The organism is Massiliimalia massiliensis (genome assembly GCF_900155615.1).
GTDB classification, from domain to species: domain Bacteria; phylum Bacillota; class Clostridia; order Oscillospirales; family Ruminococcaceae; genus Massiliimalia; species Massiliimalia massiliensis.
Genome location: NZ_FUHT01000003.1, coordinates 638,103 through 661,113 on the forward strand (window position 1 = coordinate 638,103; position 23,011 = coordinate 661,113).

Genomic DNA, 23,011 nt, shown 5'->3' on the forward strand with positions numbered 1-23,011 from the left:
ATATGTCAAGACTAAGTGATTTGATTGCGAAAATAGAAAATCCGGAGCTGCGGGCGCAGATTGAGGAAGCTGCAAATCAGGCGTTGAAGCAGAAGAAATTCGGCCTCGTGTTCGAGGAGCATCTGCCGGAGTGCACTCCCCTGTACGATGTTCCTGTCCGGAAGGGTAAGCGGGTCTCTCTGAAAAATGGCAAGGTCAGCGAAACCTATATGGTGCTGAAGATCAACGGCGATACAGCCATCTGTATGCCAAAGGATGGCAAAGAGGCTGTGGAGCTGCCGGTGGCGGATCTGGTAGTGACTGCAGAATTTGGTGAGCCTATCTATCCCTGTCTGCAGCCGCTGGGTGAGGTGTGCAATGCGCCGGACAGCGATCTGTGGCATACACTCATCGAAGCGGATAACTACCATGCCCTACAGCTTTTGGAATATTTGTACGCAGGCAAGGTGGATTGTATCTACATCGACCCGCCTTACAATACCGGCGCCCGGGATTGGAAATATAACAACGACTACGTCGACAGCAACGATGAATATCGTCATAGTAAATGGCTTTCCTTCATAAAGAAACGGTTGGAGATTGCCAAAAAATTGCTGAATCCCAACGATTCTGTACTGATCATCACTATTGATGAAAAAGAATATCTACATCTTGGCTGTTTGCTGGAAGAGATGTTTTCGGACGCAAGAATCCAGATGATCAGTAGCATAATCAATCCTACTGGAAACAGTCATGCAAATGAGTTTGCACGTACCAATGAATATATTTTCATGGTTATGTTGGGAAATTGCCAAATAGAAAAAGTAATAGCTACAAAATCCACGGCAAAAGATGCAGAAGTCCACTGGGAACCTTTAAAACGAAGTGATTTGGCTTCAAAACGTGGTACAACCAAAGGCGGGACAATGCAGTTTTATCCCATATATGTAGACATAGTTTCAGGGAAAATAGTACATATTGGCAAGTATTTATCCCCGGATGAGGATTTGCACAAAGTACCAGTTATTGACGGCGCTATACCAGTTTTTCCTATTCGAGATAATGGAATAGAAATGAATTGGGGATTAACGGGCGATGAGCTAAAAAGAAGACTAGAAAAGGGTTATGTGAGAGTAGGAAAATATACTCCTAACAAGCCACAAAAGTTTGTTTTATCATATTTGACGACTGGCACAATTGCTGATATTGAAGAAGGACGAGCAACAGTTAGATCTCAAGCAAGCGATGGTAGCGTAAAAGCCTATTATGTAGAAGAGAAAAAGTCATTTCCTACTACTCAGTGGAGTTTTTCCTCACATGACGCGAAAAATTTCGGAACAGGTATAATCAAAAATATACTGCTCAACAGAGAATTCTCATATCCAAAATCGCTGTATGCGGTGGAAGATACGTTGGATATTTTTCTTGCAAATAAGAAAAATGCGCTTATTGTTGACTTCTTTGCTGGCTCTGGAACGACTCTTCATGCTGTTAATTTGATGAATAAAAAAGATAGTGGACATCGTCGGTGCGTTATGATTACCAATAATGAAGTATCGGCTAATGAAGCCAAAAAGTTGTATGCTCAAGGTTATTGTCCTGATGATAAAGAATGGGTTGATTTGGGCATTGCTCGCTATATTACATGGCCCCGGACGGTGTGCAGTATCGAAGGCCACGATATCCAGGGTAATCCTCTAAAAGGGCAGTATGTTGGTAGTGATTTCTCAATGGCAGATGGATTTGCAGCCAACGCAGCATTCTTCAAGTTGGGTTTCCTTGATAAAACCAAGGTGTCGTTGGGCATGCAGTTCAAGGAGTTGCTGTCCACCTTGTGGATGAAGGCAGGTGCCATTGGCAAATGCCCGGTTATCGATGCAAGTGTGCCGGATATGCTGATTCTGCCGGAGAACAAAATGGCGATCCTCACCGAAGAAAACCGCTTCGGTGAGTTTGCAGATCAGCTTGCCCAGCACCCTGAAATTGAGGTTGTGTACCTCGTCACCGATTACGAATCCAGCTATGTTGCTATGACGCAGGCGCTGGAGGGCAAAAAGACCTACCAGTTGTATCGGGATTATCTGGACAACTTTAGAATCAACGCAGGGAGGAACAGCAGATGAAAGTAAACTTAATAGCTTTTCAGGATAAGGCTGTCAAAGAACTGCGTGTGGACATGGCCGATGCGCTGGACAGCTATTGCCGCAGAGGGAAAACGCAGGTGGTTTCTTTGCAGGCGCCCACCGGCGCAGGCAAAACCATCATCGCCGCCGCACTGATCGAGGATATCTACTTCGGATCCACGCTGGCAGACGGTACCACCTTCGATGAGCAGCCGGAGGCCATCTTTGTATGGTTGTCGGACTCCCCGGAGCTGAATGCCCAGTCCCGGCAGAAGATCGAGCTGAAAACCAGCAAACTGCGGTATGGCCAGTGCGTGACCATCGCAGAGGAATCCTTCGACATGGAAATGCTGGAGGATGGTCACATTTATTTCCTGAACACTCAGAAAATCAGCCGCAACGGTAAGCTGACCCAGCATTCCGATGATCGGCAGTATACCATCTGGGAAACCATCGACAATACCATTGCTAACAAGGGCGATCACCTGTATTTCATCATTGATGAGGCACACCGTGGCGCGAAAAACATCCGCGAGGCGGGCAAGGACACCACCATCATGCAGCGCTTCATCAAGGGTTATGAATATACCGAGAATGGCATCCGGCGCAAGATGCGTTCCATGCCGGTGATTCTCGGTATCAGCGCAACAGCAGAACGCTTCAACACCTTGGTTCGGAACATACCGAATGTAGGTCAGCAAACCTGCATTATCACCGCCGATGATGTACGAAATTCCGGCCTGCTGAAAGACCGCATTGTGATCACCTATCCTGAGGATCCCGAAAAGCATAACGACATGGCACTGTTGGAAGCCGCCGTGGAGGAATGGCTGAAAAAGTGCAGACGGTGGTATCAGTACACCACCGAGCAGCATTATGCCAATGTGGATCCTGTGCTGGTGGTGCAGGTTTGTCAGGGCATCGGCAGCAAGCTGTCGGATACGAATCTGGAAGATGTGCTGGCCAAGATCGAAGAAAAGGCTGGTGTGCATTTCAAGGCAGGAGAGGTTGTTCACTGCTTCGGTGAAGGAACTCAGTTGGAAATCAACGGTCTGAATATTCCTCATGTCAAAGCCTCGGAAATTGCCGACGATCATAGAATCAAAGTCGTTTTCTTCAAGGAAGCACTGTCTACCGGCTGGGACTGCCCTAGAGCAGAGACTATGATGTCCTTTGCAGTCCGGCAGGATCCCACCTATATCGCCCAGCTCCTGGGCAGAATGGTGCGCACACCGTTGCAGATGCGCGTACAGCGCGATGAATTCTTGAATGATGTTAAGCTGTACCTGCCCCACTTCAATCGGGACACCGTCAAAAAGGTGGTTGAGGAACTGCAGGCCAGCGAAGGTGGCGACATTCCCACCGAGATCAACGGCGAATCGCTGGAGGAACCTACTTGGACAACGTGGACGGTGCATACACCGCGCAGAACGCATCAGGTAACACCGGATCCCAACCAGATCAGCATGTTTGATAATCCGGGCGGCAGCGCGGCAACTTACACCCCAGTTTCCGGCAGCAGCACTACGGAGCAGCCCGCAGGAGCAACACAGACGCCTGTCAACACAATGAATCCCGGTACCGGCGCGCCGGAATACGTTCCGCCGAGAACGGTTACGGTACCAGCTTCCAGCGGCACACAGCCCGCATCGCCATTTGTTCCCACCCCGGCAGGAAAGCAGCTTTCGATCACCACCGAGATTGACCGCGTGGAGATTATTGATTTTATCAATGCGCAGGGCTATGTGACATACCTTGTCCGACAGGATCGGATTAACGATTATTTGAAATCCCTGCTGGATCTGGCAGACCTGCTTACCCACAATGTCATTCACATTGGTGCCCGGGATGAAGTGATTGACGATGTAATCGGCTTAATGCGCGGCTATGTGGAAGAACTGCATCGTACCGGTAAATACGATGCGCTTGCTCAGCAGGTGCTGCAGTTTAAGTTGGCGGTACAGGTATATGATCCGTTTGGTAAGGCACTGCAGGAGGGTTATTTTGATGACCTGACCTTGATGTCGGAAACCGATCTGGACAGACAGCTTCGCAACGCAGATGCAAGGCTGGGCAGATACGGCTTCCCCAACATTTACGGTGGCCGCTACTTTGATGACGATGATCCCAGCAGCTATAAGATCGACTGCATCCTGTTTGCTGCAGACGACAGCTGCAGAGCAAAGCTGGGTGAATACGCTAAGAAAAAGCTGCATGAATTTGCCAGAAAATATCGCCTCAAGGTGGTCAACAAATCCGACGCCTGCAAGAAAAAGTATCACGATATCCTTGCAGACAGCGATATTGTCAGTGAGCAGATTTTCGGTATTCCAGAAAATATCAGCGTCCGTGAGGATCCTGATGGCACCGAATACGAAAACCATCTGCTGGCCTCGGAGACCACTGGAATTGCAAAAATTAAGCTCAACGGCTGGGAGGCATCCCTCATCGAGGAAGAATCCCACAGAGCAGATTTTGTATGCTGGCTGCGCAATCCGGCCAGAGCATCGTGGGCACTTTGCCTGCCCTACGACATTGGTGGCGAAAAGAAATCCTTCTATCCGGACTTCCTGATCGTTCGCAGCGATCCGGCGTTGGATTACATCGTCGACATTCTGGAGCCCCATGGTAACCAATATGCGGATAATCTGCCAAAGGCAAAAGCGCTGGCGGAATACGCAAAGCGGGAGGATCGCATTGGGAGAGTACAGCTCATTCATAAGAGTACCGACGCAGGTGGAACCAGCCGTTTCAGACGGTTGGATTTGACCGACTTGACAGTGCGTGAGAAGGTGCTTCGCGCAGTGAGCAGCGATGAGCTGGATCATATCTTCGATACTGACGGAACATTTGAATAAAACGATACCGGCAGGTGGAGCGATCCATCTGCCGGTTTGCCATTACTGAAGGACTGAATTGTGTTGAAGCAAATTCCCGTAACCTTTTCTATAATTTTTTCATACGCGACTTTTTAAGAAAATAATTCAGTAAACTCAGTAGGTTCAGTTTTTCCTCTCGCGTTTCCCATTCGAGAGCTGGCTTTATAAGCAGCAGGACGATGTGAAGAAGTGAACGACCTGGAAGCAAATTCAGATAACTTTTCTTATTATTCTCTCATATGAGACTTTATAAGAAAATCATTCACATATATTCACAACTTCACAGGATTATATAAATAATAGCCATTGGCTTTTATAACAGTTCTCCGCAGAAGGAGACTGGGCTTCTGCGGTTTGCTGTGTCGATTTCCCGTAATTTTTTCTTATACGCGACTTTCTTAGAAAAAGAACCAGTAAAGAACAGTATCCCAGTAATAGGGCACTTTTTTGCCCTTCAGGGCTATGGTCTTTTGTGAAAGGAGTTAGCGGGGAAAACAGGCTGAGTCAGTTTGATGCGAAATCCGGTAAACTTTTCTATATATCTTTCATACGCGATTTTTTATAAAAAAGAATCAGTAATAGTCAGTCCTCAGTAAATTTTTTACGCCCTTTCGGGCGATGGCTTTTATGGGGATGTATAGGGGGTGAAGCAGCAGCGGCCAAAACGATAAAATACAATATTTTGTGCTTGATGAAATAAAACATCAAAAATAATCGCAATATTTTGCACCTGCACTATTGACACATATGTTTGGCTATGCTATAATACAAGAGTCAAAAGACATTCAAGGCTGGAAGATGCCTTTCAAAGATACAAAGTTCAAAAAACAATATAACAGAATTCAAAGAGCAATGATACAACGCTTCAAGGGCGCAGTGTATCGTTGCTCTTTTTTGTACCTTGAAAATAAAATACATCCGCTCGCCACAAATACTCGATCGCAACTATGCCAAGACGGTTACCACCCGAGCATAGGCAGGAGAAGAAAACGCGGAGTCCTCGAACAGGAGGCTGCCGCAGGAAAAACAACGGAGGCAGGATGCAACAGCAGCAACAAACCCATTGTAGCAGATGTAGCAGCAAATATAGGTGGTTTCAAAAACGAATCTTTTAAGAAAAGAAATATATAACCTGCTACAGCAGCTACACAAATGAACATACAAGGAGATGTGAAATGAAAAACTACAAATTTTACGGCACAAAGGATGGCCGGGTGCCTATGAAGATGCCGGATCCGGCAGACTTTGGTGACGATCAGAAGGAATCCATGGCCATGTACATGGCGGTTGACGGAGCGCCGGTGATTCTCAGTCGAAGCAACGTACTGACACCCATGCCGTGGTGTATCCATAACGGTACCAGCACTGTATTCTTTAGTACCTACAAAGACGCCATCGAACACTGCAAGAAGTGCGGCTTCAAGCTGACCGGGAAAGGAGATCGGGGATGAAGCTAATAGACAAGCTATTAGGCAGGAGCAGCACTGTCACTTTCGGCAAGCAGCGCTTCCAAAATAGCGACGGAAAAGAGATCGTTGTTACAAAGAAGATCTGCTACACCGTAAAAGACGGAACCATGAATATCCATATGCACGATCAGCAGGATGTGGATGAGTATTGCAAGCAGCGCCAGTTCAAGCCTGTCTCCTAATAGGGGTAGGGGGAGTCAAATCTCCACAGGTTTTATTCCCGAGACGGGCGTGGGGTCACACGCGAAAAATCGGGAAATCAAGAAGGGGTATAGCCCCATAAATCAAGTTTTCAAATAGTTGGAGGAAATCAATATGTATCATACCACCGAATATAACCGTGAGTTCTGGAATGCCATCAGAAGTAAGACTCGCAGAGCACCCAGCGCGGCGCTGGAAGCGACCCGCAGCAAGCAGAACGGCAGCTATCGTCTGCCCTACGAATCCAACAAGAAGTTCACTGCCCTGCGTCAGAAAGAAAATCTGTTCCGGCGCATTGGCACCGTGGTGAACGCACCCACCCATGATTTTACCATCTGGGCATTTGACAACGAGCCGGAAATCACTTGGCTGAGTGAAAAGAACCCGGCTTTCTTCACGAATGTGGAGACCCATGCTACGCACACGCTGCACAGTCATACGCTCGGCTGCGCCACCCATCTATCCGAGGATTTTGCCGGAGATGCCGATTTCGACATCGAAGCACATGTGACGGGAGAATTTGCAAAAAGCATTGGTCGAGCCGAAGAAACCGCCTGCATTAACGGCGATGGTGTCAATACGATCAGCGGATTCTTGAATGATGCGCTGGTAGGACATACCACTGCGGACATCACCTATGACGATGTAATCCGCCTGTTCTTCTCACTAGATGCAGAGTACCGTCGCAATGGTGTTTTGGTGATGAATAATGAAACCGCGTTGAAGCTGCGCACATTAAAAGATGCCAGCGGAAACTACCTCTGGAACCACAGCGACAACAGCATTCTCAGCAAGCCGGTGCACATCTCTGACTATATGCCTTCCGAAACAGCCGGAGCAGGTACAAGACCCATCGCATTTGGCGATTTCAGCTACTTTTGGATTGCAGATCGGATGCCGTTTGCTATGCGGCCTCTCACCGAAGTGCTGATGCCGCAGCAGCAGATTGGCTATGTAGGCTATGAGACCATTGATGCCAAGCTCATTCGCCCAGAAGCAATCCGGGCGCTGGAGATTACCGGGTAAACCGGCTGTCCAGCGCAATTGCTAACTCTTTGCTAACAATTGGCGCTTGCGCTGGACTTTCCTCTCCCTTTCTGGTTTCATTGTCCTACCCAAAACACAGGAGGCAATGATTATGACCACAGAGAAAGCACAGAAAGACTTTGATAAGTTGACCGAAGAAAACGGGTTCGCCATCGCAGGATACACCAGCGATACCGGCAATCCCATCTACCACAGAGTGTGGAAACGAACAGTACAGGTAGCGTGGCGTGGTGAGCAGGAGGACACGTTGGAAGTACGGATCCTGCTGAGCTACGGATACCCGCTGGTTGTAGTCAAGTGGAATGGTCGGCAGGATCCCAAGTTCATCCGGGACTATACCAGCCCCAAAAGAGACTTCAACGCTATTCGGGAGATTGTCCGCTGGGCAGGATTCGAGATATAAGCATATCGCAAATAACACGGGAAGAAGGTGACAGCGATGAAGGAAAAACGAGTTGTGGCCTATGTGCGTGTGTCCTCTGCGAGCAAGGCGCAGCTCCACAGCTACGAATTCCAAGAGGCATACTGGCGCAACAAATTTGCGGAGGATCCAGATTGTGAGTTGGTTACAATCTACGCGGATAGAGGCATTAGCGGCTGCAGCATGAACCGGCGGCCACAGTTCCTTGCCATGATGCAGGATGCCAGAGCAGACCGCTTTGATGTAATACATACAAAATCCGTCTCCCGCTTCGCCAGAAACACCGTAGAACTGCTGCAGGCGGTACGGGAGCTGCGGGATATGGGAATCGAGGTCATATTCGAAAAAGAGCAAATCAGCACCCTGCAGCCTACCAGCGAGCTGTTCTTGACCATAGCGGCCAGTATCGCAGAAAACGATCTGGAAGTGGATTCTCAACGGCAGAAATGGTCGTTTCAGCGGCGGTTTGAAAACGGTTGGTATTCCATCGGCAGCGGCATGTACGGCTATCGTATGACCGGAGATAACCACCTTACGATCGTGCCGGAGGAAGCAGAGGTGGTGCGATGGATCTACGATATGTACCTATCCGGCTGCGGATGCCCTCCCATCGCTGATACACTCAACAAAGCCGGAATCCAAAATAGCAAAGGAAACCCATGGCGTCCCAACACGATTCTGAAACTAATCTCCAATGAGAAATATATGGGCGATGCCATGATGGGCAAAAGCGTTAATATCGTTGGCAGGAAATGCGACAACATGGATGGTCAGTACGGAGAACGCTTCTACATCGAAGATGCCCATGAAGCGATTGTCAGCAAAGAAACCTTCTACCGAGCGCAGGAGCAGCGCCAGCGCCGCGCAAATCCGAAACTGGTGAAGCAAGCACATCCCAGCTACCCCTTCACAGGGATGATTACATGCGGCTGCTGCGGCAGCGGCTTCCGCCACAAAGTGAATAATCCCGGGAAGAAATGGCGCAACGATATTTGGGTCTGCGCCCGACAGGAACGTGAAGGAAAAGCATCCTGTGAATCGACCCGCATTAAGGATACTGTCCTACGGAGGAAATTCATAGAGGTGTACAACGAATTCGTCACCCAGCGGCCGCAGGGTGATGCGGTTGCAAAATTGCGAGGCGAAATCAAAACACTACAGAAACAGGAGCAGGAGCTTGCCACCTTAATGCTGGGCAGGCTGATATCCGAAAAGGATTTCCGCATAGAGCAGCGAATCATAAAGACAAAGATACGAGAATTACAAGAGCAGATACAAGAATTACAACGCAACACAGTCTCAGAACGCGAATTTACCATTATGACTGATTTTGATGAAAGGAAAATTCCCCTCTTTCTAAAGAGGATTATCATACATAGAAATACGGTGACCTTCCGCTTCTATAACGGTGTAGAGATCACCAAGGAATATACAAACGGCCAGCCGGGCAACAAACCAGGCTAGAACAAGAAGGAGGTGTGATATGGCACAGGCAGCAGGAAGGGTGGTACGCAGAATCCCATCGCCGGTGTTATTCACCACAGGGCAATACAGGCCGCCGGAGACAGTGGTAGTCGCCTACGCTCGTGTCTCAACGGAAAAGGAAGAACAGGAAGATAGCTTTGAGCGACAGGTCGCCCACTACACCAATCTGATCAAATCCAAACGGGAATGGAAATTCGGCGGCATCTATGCAGATCCCGGCATAACCGGCACTCGCGCCGAAAAGCGGCCAGACTTTATGCGGATGATACAGGACTGCCGCGCCGGAAAAATCAACAAGGTGCTGGTTAAGTCAATCAGCCGCTTCGCCAGAAATACGGTAGACGCGTTGAATTATATCCGAGAGCTCAAAGACCTCGGCATCAGCGTATACTTTGAAAATGAGAACATTGATACCATGACGACCGGCGGCGAGGTGCTGCTGACAATTCTCGCGGCCATGGCAGAGCAGGAATCGCGCATCATGTCCACCAACATCAAATGGAGCTACCAGAAGAAGTTCCAAAACGGTGAGGTCATACTAAATACCGGCATGGTGCTGGGTTACAAGAAAGCTGCCGACGGCAGTTATGCCATAGATGAAGCGGAAGCTGCGGTTGTGAGACGCATCTACGGTGAATACCTTGCCGGAATTACAGTACCACAGATATGCCGTGGGCTGGAGGCTGACGGTATCACAACCAAAAGAGGTAGCACTCAGTGGCGCCCAAATGCGGTGCTGGGAATTCTCAAAAATGAGAAATACACTGGAAACGCCATCCTCGGAAAGACATATAAGCCGGATGTGCTGTCCAAGAAGCGCATGAAAAACACCGGCCAGTCGCCCATGTACTATGCAGAGAACACCCATCCGGCGATCATACCGCAGGAGATGTTTGAAATGGCACAGTCAGAGATGCAGCGCCGCAAAGAGGAAAAGGATACCGCCGTAGGCAGCAGCCGCTACACCAGCAAATATCCATTCAGCGGACTACTGATATGTGGTATCTGTGGTCACAGGCTCCGCAGGCATGTGTGTACCGTGGGCAAGAAAAAAGTGCCCGCATGGGGCTGCACCAATCGGATCAGCAACGGCCGCGCCGTATGCGACAGCCACCATATCAACGAGGATGTACTGGAACGGACATACAGGGCTGCATTGGGATCCATTATAGGTGATGCCGGAGAGATCATCGATGTAATACAGGAAAGCTGCGGTATCGTCATGGCACAGGACAGTCACCAAGAGTTGGATGCGGTGCAGCGGGAGATCATAGAAATACAGGAAGCTGTCCTTGCTCTGCACAAGGCAAAGCAGCAGGGAGCAATTACGGACACCGACTATGACCTCAAGGTGCTCACCTACAGCCAGCGAATGGCCGGGCTACAGGAGCGGCAGAAGGAACTCAAAGCTACCGCAAACCGCTACGCAGAAGCAAAATACTGGCTGGACAATCTCAAGGAACAGATCCAGAGCGGCAGTGCACTCAGCACGGATGACGCGATCATCATGCGCTCACTGGTGGAGAGGATCATCGTGTATGATGACAGAATGGAAATTCACCTGCGGGTTGGCGGCACGATAGATTTCGCCTATGTACTCACTTGATACGCCATAGTATCGACTAGCAAGCAAGCTTTGGCAACTTTTTTATTAGTCCTATTGACAAATATTTTAGTCTGTGTTACACTATTATCAAACAGAAAGGAGGCCACACTATGAGTGCCGAAGTAAAGAAAACGAGACCCAAAAGTAAAGAATACCCCGCAGTCACCTTGGATCAAGCCATCGATTTTGTCAAGAAGTTTAAAGACTATCCCGTAAGTAAGCCCATATCATATGATGTGGCCGCCAAAGAGTGCGGAGTTAGCTCCAGCACTAAATCGTTTCGATATACCATCAGCTCCGCTAAGCAGTTTGGGTTGATTTCTACATCTACTGGTTTGACTTTTACATTGTTGGAACCCGCTTATCGGTTGGTGCGTCCAACGGAATCTGAAGCTGCGCTGAAAGCGCTGAAAATCGAATGCTTTTCTGCCCCGAAGCTGTATGCAGAGCTTATCCCTGACTTTGTTGGGAAATCGCTACCATCCGTTGGAACGCTTGAAAATCTTTTGGTGAACTATCACCAGATCATGCCTGCTGCAGCCAAAAGCGCAGCACAGAAATTTATTGATACTACAACTGAGCTCGGAATCGTTCAGAATGGTGTTCTGTGTTTGGATGTCAAGGCAGCAGAAGAAAAACCTGCTCAAGTTACCACCAATAATGATGATGTTCCTGATGATAATAACCAGAACGCTGTTTTTGATGTTCTACCAGCATCTGAAAAGGATGAGTTCGCTGCTCCGTTAAATATCTCCTTTGGAGACAAGCGCAGAGCCATGCTTTACATGCCTATAGATGCAACTAAGGAAGATGCGGAGTATGTCAGAGACATGATTTCGCTAATGTTCAAACGCGTATATAAGGTTGAGTGAAAATGCCTGAAACATATAATCACGACTATCTTTTCACTGTAACCGACAAAGATATCCGCGCGGTTATCTACGATGTAGGAACCGCGCGGGATTGCTGTGCTTTTAAATCGGAGGATTGTTTCGCATCCCGCGAATCCACGTTTGCCTTTTTAGATCAGGCGGGATTGTTGCAACAGGAAAGCTATGCTTTGTCGGATGAGGGAAAACGTCTTTTTGAGCTCCTTTTTGTATTCCCAGACGAAGTAGCTATCACGGAACTGATTGCACAGATCTTGCTGAAAAACCCTGTTGTGAATCTACTTTGCCAGTCCTTTTATGGCCGTGCCAAGATCGGTGTAGAACAACTTCGGGTTTTGTTAAATTATCATGGCGTAGGCTCCAAAGAAGTAGACTATTCTGGCACAGTAGCACTTCTCAGTCTGCTAAACAAGTACGGCATTGTTGTGTATGATAAGAAAAACAAGTTGTTCACAGTTAAAATGTCAGGCGATTTTGCAGATCCTGTGAAACAGTATTTTGTTTGTCCAGATACGCCGTTTAGTAACGTTTACAATATGCGTAAAGTTATCCGCGCTTGCCGTGGAGATATCTACTGGGTAGACAAGCATTTTCGCAAAGAAGGCTTTGAAATACTGATTGATGGTCTCCCTTATCAGGGCGTAACATCAGTTACCATTATTTCCGGAACGGATAATATTACAGCAAGCGCAAAGACCGATTACCTCAATCTTCAGGCGGAATTATCAAAACGGCAGATTGCATTGAACTGGAGAGCAATTGACAACACCACTTTCAAATGGCATGACAGATGGCTGGTGGCAGATAATCAGTGCCACAATATACCGCCTGTGCTGGCAATAATCCGTGGACAGCGCGCTGAAATACTCTCCACTGCAGAACGTCTTGATGTACACCCGTTCATTGCAGAAAGCACTCCTATTCAATAAGTGATTAAAGGTTACAAATATGGATATTAGAAGTAAAAGCTCTATCGAGCTAATGAACATGTACGCAGAAATACTGGCAGAGCTGAACAGCCGAAATGTGGTGCGTACATACAACAGCCCTGTTGGCGATTACGCAGAGTGGCTGGTTGCGGAGAAGCTTGGGTTTGTGTTAGAGCATAATTCGCAAAAGGGTTATGATGCATATGATCCAAAAACAGGTTCGCGCTATCAGGTCAAAAGCCGGTGGGAGCGCGGTGCTGCATCGGTACAAAGCCGAGAGTTGAATGTAATCAGAAACTACGATGACAACCAATTCGACTATCTGATCGTTGTGATATTCGATAAGCATTTTGGCATCAAAGAGGCATATATGCTGCCTCACGATACGGTAAAACCCTACGCTCGTTATAACAAGCATCAAAACGGTTACATCCTGATCGCCAAAGGCGCGGTGCTGACTGACAAAAATACCAAGAATATCACAGATTGCCTGCGGTGATATAGAATACTTTTGGTGCAAGCACCCCGTATTTATGCTCCGTTTGGTGCTAACATCGCATGATGGAGTGACAAAAAAGATGTCACTCCATTTTTTTCAGTATTCATGCGGGTTTGCGGGCTTTTCAAGGTGATTTTTCAAAAATCGATTTACCGCGGATGTCCAAAATAAAAATCGAATCAAATAGAGCAAAGGCGGAGTTTCGACCTGATTTTTCAGGCTCAGAACTCCGCTTTTTTCATTGTGGAAACAACCACCGACTGTGTCGGTGGAGCGGAAAAAGCTTAAGCGAGGAAAAGGACAAAAAAACTCCTTTTGGTGTAGAATAAGCTTGCGGTCTGGCAACTGCAAGGAACACCAAAAGGAGGACATTCGGAATGAATGACAATAAGAGTTTAGCACATACGAGTTGGAATTGCAAATACCACGTAGTGTTTGCACCGAAGTACCGACGAAAAATATTTTATGGAGAGAAGCGAGCGGAAATCGGGAAAATCTTGCGAGAATTGTGTGGATGGAAGGGGGTAACAATTATAGAAGCAGAAGTATGCCCGGATCACATTCACATGCTGGTAGAGATTCCGCCAAAGATGAGTGTATCAAGCTTCATGGGATTTCTCAAAGGAAAAAGCAGTCTGATCATACATGAGAGGCATGGGAATCTGAAATACAAGCATGGCAACCGATCTTTTTGATGTCGAGGATACTACGTAGACACAGCCGGAAAAAACACCAAAAAGATCGCAGAGTATATCCAAAACCAACTTGAGGAAGACAAAGTTCAGGATCAGTTGACCATTAGAGAGTACGAAGACCCTTTCAAGGGTAGCAAGTAACAATTTTTTGCAAGTGTCAGACCGTATATGCCATTGCAATGGCTGCCAGTAACAGCGGGTTATACCCGCATAAGAAAAACCGCCGGCTACGCCGGCGGATATTTATTTCCTATTTGATTAGTGCAGGGGGATTTTTACGGTTAACAGCCGCGCGGCGTAAGATTATTCAAGCTGTGTTAACAGCGCAGAAGAATCTTTTAGAGTTGTATGAGCGCAGCGAATACTGCTCTTTTGCAGAGGTCGTCTGTTCGAGCCAGACAGGGGGAGCCGAAAGACCGGGAAGTCATAAATTTGACTTCCCGGTCTTTCGTTGTTGGAATGGATGGATTAGAGTTTCTACAAGAAACTCTTGGAATAATTCGAGTGTTTCGAGAATTATTCTTTGATCAGGAAAGTCAAAAAAGGGAGCAGAGAAGAATCTCTGCTCCCTTTTTGGTTACTCAATATTACTGTACACTATAGTTTTTCTTGACCCGCTTCAGATAAGCTTTTACGAAAGGAATGCAGTTTTGTTTATGTTCATCCATTATTTTAACAATCTGGTTTCCGAGGATAAGGCCGTCAGAACAGTCTATGACTGCATTTCCTTGCTCTGGAACTGTGTTATCAATTTCGACGGCGCACGGGATACTCACAGTATGTTTTAGTTTGTTTATTGCTTCTGCCGAAGCTTCAATGGGACTATTGGCTGTACCAGAAGCAGGCATACAGTAAACAAAGCCTTCTGCCGACGCGGCAATCATGGCCGCGCGTTCTTCGAAAGCCGGAACAGCCTGAGAGATGAGCGTAATACCATACTGCTTGCAAAAAGGAGAGAACTCCTCTTTTTCCTCATAAGGGACATCCGGAATAATTAAGCCGTCAATTCCGCAGTCGCTGCAGCGCTGTAAAAATCGTTCGGTACCATAAGCGAAAACCGGATTGGCGTAGGTCATGAAGAGAAGTGGAATCCGTACTGATTGCCGTATTTCCTGAACCATGTCAAAAAGCTTGTCCACGGTTGTTCCAGAGGTCAGCGCCCTCAGACTAGCGGCTTGGATTGCCGGGCCTTCGGCGATGGGGTCAGAAAAAGGGATACCAATTTCAATAATATCTGCACCCGCTTCTGCCATGGCAGGGATAAGGTCTTTGGTTGTTTCAATATCCGGGTCTCCTCCTGTGATAAAAGCAATCAGTGCTCTTTTCTCTTGGAATGCTGCTGTAATCCTACTCATAGATTTCTACTCCTTTATACCGTGCAATCGCTGCAACATCCTTATCGCCCCGGCCCGAAATATTGACAACCATGACCTGCTCAGGAGTCATTTCTTTTGCCAGCTTCATCGCGTAGGCGACAGCATGGGAGCTTTCGATTGCTGGGATGATCCCTTCTGTACGGGATAGATATTCAAATGCCTCGACTGCTTCATCATCAGTTACAGCGACATATTCTGCCCGCCCCTGTTCCCAGAGCATAGCGTGTTCCGGGCCAATGCCGGGATAATCAAGTCCAGCGGAAATAGAATAAACCGGAGCAATCTGCCCATATTCATCCTGACAGAAGAGGGATTTCATTCCATGGAAAATGCCTGTCCGGCCAGTGGCAATGGTGGCGGCGGTTTCTTTTGTATTGATACCTCTGCCTGCGGCTTCGCAGCCGATCAACCGGACAGAGGGTTCGTTGATAAAGTCATAGAAGGCGCCAATAGCATTACTTCCCCCGCCGACACATGCCAGCACCGCGTCGGGAAGCTTCCCTTCCGCCTTGAGCAGCTGTTCACGGATTTCCTCTCCGATAATTTTTTGGAAGTCCCGAACGATTGTTGGGAAAGGATGAGGCCCCATCACCGATCCGAGAACATAATGGGTATCGTCGATTCGTGATACCCATTCCCGCATCGTTTCATTGACCGCGTCCTTCAGTGTACGAGTTCCGGAAGTGACTGGATGCACCTTTGCACCGAGCAGTTCCATCCGGAAAACATTGAGTGCCTGACGCTTTGTATCCTCCTCGCCCATAAAGACTTCACATTCCATATCCATCAGTGCGGCCGCTGTCGCTGTAGCGACACCATGTTGTCCGGCGCCGGTCTCAGCAATCACGCGCTTTTTTCCCATTTTCTTGGCCAGGAGTACCTGCCCTAAAACGTTGTTGATCTTGTGGGCGCCGGTATGATTCAAATCCTCCCGTTTTAGATAGATTTTCGCTCCGCCCAGCCGCTTAGTCATCTTTTCTGCATAATAGAGTAAGGAAGGACGCCCGGCATAATGATGCAGGAGCTCGTTCAGCTCCCTGCAAAAATCCGGATCATCTTTATAATACAGATAGGCTTCCTCCAGTTCGTTGATTGCATGCATCATGGCTTCTGGGGCAAACTGCCCGCCATATTGTGAAAACATTCCTTTTTTCATTATGTATCTCCCTCAGTACTGACAAAATTCTGTTTTGTACAAAATAAAAAAGCTTTTGTCCTAACTTTCATAGGACAAAAGCTTGCTTGCTTCTGCGGTACCACCTAACTTGGCATCTGAAACGCCCACTCATCATGCACAAGACATGCATGCTCCTCTGATAACGGATAGGAAATCCCGTTGAACATTACTCGGCGCAGAACGCCTTTCTTTTCACCCTCTTGAACCCATTCAATACTGTGCTTGCCACGGCATTTCCACCATCCGCCGCTCTCTGAAAGCCGCTAAACCAGTATCTACTCTTTTCAATCAATGGTTTTACGTTTGTTTTTATTATATTATAGGATGTACGGTTTGTCAAGGGTCGGGATACGTGAAGCGGCTGCTGCTCTTGCTTGATTTGGGATAAATCCTCAAGAATATTTTCGTTTTTCAATTATGAATTTGTTAATATAAAAGAGAAGATATATGTATTTTACGGCTTATTTGTCGTGAATGACAAGGATGTATGTTAAATTTTATGGGGTATTTCGGTTGACAGCAGTGTTGTTCTATGTTACGATGGGGCTGGATTTAATTTCATATTTATATATTGAAACTGAAAAGAGGGGTATGCGATGGCTTATTTGATCGGAACAGATATTGGAACCTCTGGAACCAAAACAATTGTAATGAATGAGAAGGGAAAACTAATTTCCTCTGACCTTGTGGAATATGATGTACTTACCCCAAAGCCGTTGTGGGCAGAACAGTGGCCGATGGTATGGATGGAGGCCGTAAGGGAATCAATTCGGAATGCAGTAAAAAAATCCGGATGTGGCCCGGAGGAGGTCACGGGGATTTGTATCAGCGGGCTTTACGGCGGCTCCGGTATTCCGCTTGACGAAGAAATGCGGCCGGTGCGGCCCTGCCTGATCTGGATGGACCGCCGCGCTTCGGAAGAGGAGGCGTGGGTCTGCTCTGAAATCGGAAAGGAAACGATTCAGGATATTACCCATAACGGGACAGACCCTTATCATGGATACACTAAAATTCTGTGGATCAAGAACCATGAACCGGAAAATTGGGAAAAAATTCGGCTGTTTTTGCCGCCGAATGCCTATGCAATTTACCAGCTTACCGGGGAGGTCGCAATCGACTATTCCTCGGCGGGAAATATCGGCGGGATTTTTGATGCAAAGCGCCGATGCTGGTCTGAAGAACTGATGGGAAGGATGGGAATCCCGCTTTCAATGATGCCGCAGCGGATCGTACAGTCGAGTGAAATTGTTGGAACGCTGACGGAACAGGCGGGCGCGGAGCTGGGACTCCGGGAAGGAATCCCGGTCTGCGCCGGAGGTGTGGACTGCGTCGTCGCGACACTGGGACTTGGCGTGTTCTCGGCGGGGAAGTACGCGGCGACCATCGGTACGTCAATGAGCGCGGCCTTTGTACATGACCGCCCGATCAACGGAAAAGGGTTGATTGAAATGCCCTATGTTCTGGACGCGCTGCATTTAACCTATTCCTTTGGCGGTGCTGCTACCTCGGGCGCGCTCATCAAATGGTTCCGGGACCAGCTCGCCGGATTGGAAAAGGAGGCGGAACAAAAGGGCGGCATGAACGCCTACGCGGCGTTGGATAAGGAAGCGGAGCAGGTGCCTGCCGGAAGTAACGGGCTTATTTTGCTGCCTTACTTTATGGGAGAACGAAGCCCGCTCTGGAATACCCATGCCAGGGGAGTGCTGTTTGGACTCTCTTTAAACCATACAAAGGCGCATGTTTACCGTGCTTTTCTGGAGGCGGTTGCTTATTCTCTCCGACAGACAATTGAGTGTGCCGGGGATGATGTCGGCGATACGATCCTGCTTTCCGGCGGAGTGGCTAAGTCACCGCTCTGGAAACAGATTTTTGCGGATGTGCTGGGAAAAAAGATCGTCTGTCCGACGCAGGATGTTGAAGCGAACCTCGGCGATGTGATTCTGGCAGGCTTGGGAACCGGGACGATAACGGCGGAGGAGGCGCAAACATGGCAGTCCTTCCATGAACCCGTATGTCCGCAGCCGGAAGCGCAGAGGGCATATGATCAGTATTACGCGCTATATCAATCGGTTTACAAAAGCTTGCTGGGTGATTTCGAGCGGCTGACCGGAATAGAAGCTGCTTTACGGCGTTAGCATTTTGGACGAAAAAAGGAACAAGCCCGGTATTAATACCAGGCTTGTTCCTTTTTTATCGGATAAACCAGCTTCAGGCTATGTTTGTTGTTTTTCTTTTAAATATTCCCGAAAGCCTTGTTTAAAGGCCCTGTCCCCTAACAGATCAAAGACGATTCCAACAACGGCAAAGGGGAGGCAGCCCAGATAGAAAAAAATCTGGAGCGGGTAAAGGCTTTGAAATATGCTGGTGAAGCTATCCAGACTGAAAATGAATGCCTCATATAAAATAATTACAATGAGGATAATATAGCAAATCCTGTGATAGCGGTAGCTTTTGGATTTTTCTGTGCGGCATAGCTTACGATATTCCTTTTTCAGCTCTGCTTCTGTCATGCTGCGGTCACATCCTGTCATTTATTGTCCTGTCCGGTTTATCCTTTTATAAATCCAGAATACCCTATTTAACAGACAGTGTCAAGGCATTCGCCCACGGTTTAGAATTCCTTCCTCAGCTCCGGCACCCGCAGATAAACATTCCCCACGCTGCGCAGCACCCGGCTGTCGCTGTCTGTGATATATTCGCCAGGCTCGCCGACCTCAATTCCGGCAACCGCGACGTCGCCCATTTCCTTTGCGGTTTCGTCAATCCCAAGCTCAATGGCTTTTTTGATATAAGCGCGGATATCGGAATTTCCTTCTCCGATTACGCTGTTGGTGTGTGCGAGGCCCTCATTATCGGAAATGTGCATATGGATCATCTTACCTTTTAACAGCTCCAATGCTTCCGGCGGTTCCCGCAGGATATTCAGATGCCCGATGTCTACATTTGCAAAGACGTTATCCTCACCGATTGCCTCGATCATGGCGTTCATCGATTCAATTCCGTTGCAGACATGCAGCGCTTCCGGTTCTAATTCCATGGTGACGATGATATTTTCATTTTTGCACCATTTGCTGAACTCCTTTAAAAAATGTGCGGAATTCTGGAACGCGTCCTTTCTGGAAAGGTAGAAATCGATGTTTCCGCAGCCTTTTCCAACCAGAATCTGCTGACCGCCCAGGCGTTTTACCAGGCGAGCGGCACGCTTCATTTGTTCCATCGCAAAGTCGCGTTCTTCAGGATCGTTTGACCCGATGTTTCCTTCTGCGCAGGTGACTACGCTTGAGGCACGAATTCCGCAGCGTTCAAACTCCTTTGCAACCCGCAGCTGCTGCTCCATTGGGTAAAACGCAGGGTTAAACTGCCCGAAGGCAAGTACATCCACATACCTAATCCCATGCTCTGCGATCATTTTTGCCTGGCGTTCCAGCGGAATACCGCCAAACTCATAGACAATTGAACCTAATCCGACTTCCATAAGATACCTCCCAAAATGTAATTTGTGATAAAAAGCAAAATCTATATTTTCATTATAATATATTTAAATATGAAAATCAATAAAAAGATATAAAAATAAAACCTTTATTTTAAAAGGATTATAAATTAAATAGATAGGATATTTTTCTTTTAATAATTTAATTTTGTGAAAATTATATCATAAAAATCTTTTGAAATCAGAATGACGTGATCTGCAGAAGAACGAAAAAGCAATCGATTTCCGGAGAAGATTGTGATATAATAACGTTAAACGGATCATTTAATGTCCCGACATACGGCTGATAGAACGGATTCTTTCTCACCCTATGATATCGCCGTTTTTATCTCGGTTGCTTTATGGTATAATAGAGGTAAGATTCCGCATGGCGGGGAAAATTCCCGGCGGAAGAAACCAAGATTTGGAATTGGGAGGCAGCATGGTTATTACATTTGTCATTGATATGTATGATGTGAAGAAAAATGGTACAACGATGACGGCTCAGCGGTTTGCGCATTATCTGCAACAGCTTGGGCATGAAATACGGGTTGTTTCAACCGGTGATCCGGGGCCGGGGAAATATCCGGTTCCGCAGTGGAAAATTCCGATTGTCCAACATTTTTCAAGCAAGCAGAGCTTTATTATTGCAAAGCCGGATGACGAGCAAATCCGCAGGGCGATCGAAGGGTCTGATTTGGTGCATCTGTTTTTGCCGTTTCCGTTAGAGGTGAGGGCCTACCATATTGCCCGGGAAATGGGGATTCCGTGCAGCGCGGCATTCCACCTTCAGCCAGAAAACATTACCTATAATATTCATATGGGAAGATGGCGCGGACTGTCCGATTTTGTTTACTACCTGTTCCGGGAATATTTCTATAAAAATTTTGAGCACATCCACTGCCCGTCCTATTTTATGGCGGAGCAGCTAAAAGCGCATGGATACAAAGCTAAGCTGCATGTCATTTCCAATGGGATTATCCCGGAATTTTGTCCGGGACAGGCAACACGGCAGGATGAATTGATTCATATTTTAATGGTAGGGCGCCTGTCACCGGAAAAAAGGCAGGATTTGCTGATCAAGGCTGCTGGGATGTCAAGGCATGCAGAAAAGATACAGCTTCATTTTGCCGGAAGCGGCCCGTGGAAGCAAATGCTGGCGCATAGGGGCAAAAAGCTAAAACACCCGCCGGTTTTTGGCTTTTACAGCAAACCGGAATTAATAGAACTGATCCGTTCCTGCGACCTGTACGTTCATGCTTCCGATGCGGAGAGTGAGGCAATTGCCTGCCTGGAAGCTATCGCGTGCGGACTGGTGCCGGTAATTTCCGATTCCAAGCTCTCTGCCACAGGGCAGTTTGCGCTGGATGAAAGAAGCTTATTCCACGCCGGGGACGCGGCGTCTCTGGCTGAACAGATTGACTACTGGATCGATCATCCGGAGGAGAAGGCAAGGATGTCCTCAGAATATGCAAAATCTACGGAGAAATACCGGATTGAGCATTGTGTCAGAGAAGCGGAGACCATGTTTGAGGAGGCTGTTCGTGATGCGAGGGGAACAGGCAGACCGGCCTAATTTCTTTGTCCGGGGCTTTCGTTGGGTTTTATATCATTGCATCGCTATACCGGTTTTGCAGGTTTTGACCCGTGTGACCTTTGGGCTGCGGATGAAGGGGAGAAAAAATATTCGCGGGCTGGAGGGCGCTGTGTTATGCTGCAACCATGTCCATTACCTGGACAGCGCCATGATCGCCTGTGCCGTATCGCCGCGCCGTGTCACCTTTGCGTCTCAGCCGGACAATTTTCACCTGCCTGTAGCGGGCTGGCTGGTTAGGCAGCTTGGATGTATTTCAGTTGGCTCCTCGGTACAGGAAACAAAGGATTTTATCAAAACTATGAGTGCACGGCTGAAGGAAGGAGACTGGTTTGGAATCTTTCCGGAAGGGGAATTGGTTACCTATTCCAAAGCCCTGCGGGAGTTTCGGGAGGGCGCTTTTCAGATTGCGGCAATGTCCGGTACCCCGGTAGTGCCTATCATGATTTTGCAGCGTCCAAAAAAGGGATGGAGAAAAATAAATCTGAGACCGCCGCTGACCATCCAGTTCGGAGAACCGATCTGGCCGCCGCAGGACGGTTCCCTGCGGGAAAAACGGCGGATTCTCTGCCGGCAGTGCTATGAAGCGATGTCCGATATTCAAGAACGGTTTGACGGCCGGCATAGGGAGCTGCGTAGATTGTAAAAGAAGGAGGTGCCTGGGATGCTGCTGCAAGAGCCAACACCGGAACTGCTTGAGAGATGGAAGACGGTTTATCAGGAATACCGTCCGAGGCTGTCTCCGAATCGGAAAAGTGCCGGAGAACTGGTCGGCTATCTGCAGGGCAGCTATCCGCTTCAAGAAGTGCAGGATGAAAAGTGGAAGCGGATTGTAGAGCTGTCTGTGCTGGAAAACGACTGCTTTGCTGAAAGGCTGCCCGACGGCGTACAGCCCGACCCGGCTGTTTTTCTAATCAGGCGGGAAGAACGGGGAGAGAAGCTCTATCGGGATCAGGACGAGGTCTTTTCCGGAATACCGATTGTTGTTGGGATTGATCGTGTAACCGGATATTTCCAAGTGGAGGGAAGCAGTCTGCTCTGGGATGAACTGTTTGCCTTTCGGGGACTGGATGAAACAGATCTGGATAATGCTTATTTGGTAGCCGAATATGTAGCCTGCAAAAAGCGGTTTAACGGCTGCGGGGTATAAAACAAGAGCGGGGACATGATGT

At 47.9% G+C, this 23,011-nt stretch carries 20 protein-coding genes, 1 pseudogene and 1 other annotated feature; of the genes and pseudogenes, 17 read left to right on the top strand and 4 right to left on the bottom strand.

Annotated elements, in window-relative coordinates:
- The first annotated feature begins 2 nt into the window (after positions 1–2).
- The 13 genes and pseudogenes from CZ360_RS07115 (at position 3) to tnpA (ending at position 14,364) form a co-directional block, all read left to right on the top strand.
- Positions 3–2,102 (top strand): site-specific DNA-methyltransferase, encoded by a 2,100-nt coding sequence (locus tag CZ360_RS07115; protein WP_077533473.1) that lies wholly within the window; start codon positions 3–5, stop codon positions 2,100–2,102.
- Positions 2,099–4,960, top strand: a complete 2,862-nt coding sequence (locus tag CZ360_RS07120) for a DEAD/DEAH box helicase (RefSeq protein WP_077533474.1) — start codon at positions 2,099–2,101, stop codon at positions 4,958–4,960. The genes CZ360_RS07115 and CZ360_RS07120 overlap by 4 nt, the downstream gene beginning before the upstream one ends.
- An 819-nt stretch (positions 4,961–5,779) precedes the next feature.
- A complete protein-coding gene (locus CZ360_RS07125; RefSeq protein WP_077533475.1) occupies positions 5,780–6,112 on the top strand; it encodes a hypothetical protein in 333 nt (110 codons plus the stop codon).
- 44 nt (positions 6,113–6,156) lie between these two features.
- On the top strand, positions 6,157–6,432 hold the full coding sequence (locus tag CZ360_RS07130; protein WP_077533476.1) for a hypothetical protein: 276 nt from the start codon (positions 6,157–6,159) through the stop codon (positions 6,430–6,432).
- Positions 6,429–6,632: a hypothetical protein gene (locus tag CZ360_RS07135; protein WP_077533477.1), complete on the top strand. Its 204-nt coding sequence runs from the start codon at positions 6,429–6,431 to the stop codon at positions 6,630–6,632. Before CZ360_RS07130 ends, CZ360_RS07135 begins: the two co-directional genes overlap by 4 nt.
- Positions 6,633–6,765: 133 nt before the next feature.
- Entirely contained in the window at positions 6,766–7,677 is a 912-nt protein-coding gene (locus CZ360_RS07140; protein WP_159438162.1) for a phage major capsid protein, read from the top strand.
- A gap of 112 nt (positions 7,678–7,789) precedes the next feature.
- Positions 7,790–8,101 carry a hypothetical protein gene (locus tag CZ360_RS07145; RefSeq protein ID WP_077533479.1) on the top strand — a complete coding sequence of 104 codons (312 nt, stop codon included), beginning with the start codon at positions 7,790–7,792 and terminating at the stop codon, positions 8,099–8,101.
- A gap of 36 nt (positions 8,102–8,137) precedes the next feature.
- The gene (locus tag CZ360_RS07150; RefSeq protein WP_077533480.1) at positions 8,138–9,583 is read left to right on the top strand and encodes a recombinase family protein; all 1,446 of its coding nucleotides are present in this window, start codon (positions 8,138–8,140) and stop codon (positions 9,581–9,583) included.
- 19 nt (positions 9,584–9,602) lie between these two features.
- Positions 9,603–11,210, top strand: a complete 1,608-nt coding sequence (locus tag CZ360_RS07155; RefSeq protein ID WP_077533481.1) for a recombinase family protein — start codon at positions 9,603–9,605, stop codon at positions 11,208–11,210.
- A gap of 110 nt (positions 11,211–11,320) precedes the next feature.
- Positions 11,321–12,082 (top strand): hypothetical protein, encoded by a 762-nt coding sequence (locus CZ360_RS07160; protein ID WP_077533482.1) that lies wholly within the window; start codon positions 11,321–11,323, stop codon positions 12,080–12,082.
- 2 nt (positions 12,083–12,084) lie between these two features.
- On the top strand, positions 12,085–13,029 hold the full coding sequence (locus CZ360_RS07165) for a hypothetical protein (RefSeq protein ID WP_077533483.1): 945 nt from the start codon (positions 12,085–12,087) through the stop codon (positions 13,027–13,029).
- Positions 13,030–13,048: 19 nt separating this feature from the next.
- Complete coding sequence (locus CZ360_RS07170; protein WP_077533484.1) at positions 13,049–13,528, top strand: DUF6998 domain-containing protein; 480 nt, start codon at positions 13,049–13,051, stop codon at positions 13,526–13,528.
- Between the two features lie 377 nt (positions 13,529–13,905).
- A pseudogene (tnpA, locus tag CZ360_RS07175) lies at positions 13,906–14,364 on the top strand (IS200/IS605 family transposase).
- 446 nt (positions 14,365–14,810) lie between these two features.
- On the opposite strand, the gene trpA reads toward tnpA, so the two are convergent.
- Together trpA and trpB are read right to left on the bottom strand one after the other, a co-directional pair.
- Positions 14,811–15,578 (bottom strand): tryptophan synthase subunit alpha, encoded by a 768-nt coding sequence (gene trpA / locus CZ360_RS07185; RefSeq protein WP_077533486.1) that lies wholly within the window; start codon positions 15,576–15,578, stop codon positions 14,811–14,813.
- On the bottom strand, positions 15,571–16,755 hold the full coding sequence (gene trpB / locus CZ360_RS07190; RefSeq protein WP_077533487.1) for a tryptophan synthase subunit beta: 1,185 nt from the start codon (positions 16,753–16,755) through the stop codon (positions 15,571–15,573). Before trpB ends, trpA begins: the two co-directional genes overlap by 8 nt.
- 67 nt (positions 16,756–16,822) lie before the next feature.
- Positions 16,823–17,077 (bottom strand) — a binding site (T-box leader).
- 295 nt (positions 17,078–17,372) lie between these two features.
- Between trpB and CZ360_RS07195 the strand changes: the two genes are divergently transcribed.
- Positions 17,373–18,911: an FGGY-family carbohydrate kinase gene (locus CZ360_RS07195; RefSeq protein WP_077533488.1), complete on the top strand. Its 1,539-nt coding sequence runs from the start codon at positions 17,373–17,375 to the stop codon at positions 18,909–18,911.
- A 78-nt stretch (positions 18,912–18,989) separates the two neighbouring features.
- Here CZ360_RS07195 and CZ360_RS07200 read toward each other — a convergent pair whose 3' ends face one another.
- Positions 18,990–19,307, bottom strand: coding sequence for a hypothetical protein (locus tag CZ360_RS07200; RefSeq protein WP_077533489.1), 318 nt, complete (start codon positions 19,305–19,307; stop codon positions 18,990–18,992).
- Between the two features lie 80 nt (positions 19,308–19,387).
- The gene (locus CZ360_RS07205) at positions 19,388–20,251 is read right to left on the bottom strand and encodes a sugar phosphate isomerase/epimerase family protein (RefSeq protein ID WP_077533490.1); all 864 of its coding nucleotides are present in this window, start codon (positions 20,249–20,251) and stop codon (positions 19,388–19,390) included.
- 382 nt (positions 20,252–20,633) lie between these two features.
- On the opposite strand from CZ360_RS07205, the gene CZ360_RS07210 reads away from it, so the two are divergent.
- From CZ360_RS07210 to CZ360_RS07220, 3 genes are read left to right on the top strand one after another with little or no spacing between them, the layout of a single operon-like run.
- Positions 20,634–21,821 carry a glycosyltransferase gene (locus tag CZ360_RS07210; RefSeq protein ID WP_159438164.1) on the top strand — a complete coding sequence of 396 codons (1,188 nt, stop codon included), beginning with the start codon at positions 20,634–20,636 and terminating at the stop codon, positions 21,819–21,821.
- On the top strand, positions 21,793–22,485 hold the full coding sequence (locus tag CZ360_RS07215; protein WP_159438166.1) for a lysophospholipid acyltransferase family protein: 693 nt from the start codon (positions 21,793–21,795) through the stop codon (positions 22,483–22,485). Before CZ360_RS07210 ends, CZ360_RS07215 begins: the two co-directional genes overlap by 29 nt.
- 18 nt (positions 22,486–22,503) lie before the next feature.
- Complete coding sequence (locus tag CZ360_RS07220) at positions 22,504–22,989, top strand: hypothetical protein (protein ID WP_229408013.1); 486 nt, start codon at positions 22,504–22,506, stop codon at positions 22,987–22,989.
- The last annotated feature ends 22 nt before the right edge of the window (positions 22,990–23,011 follow it).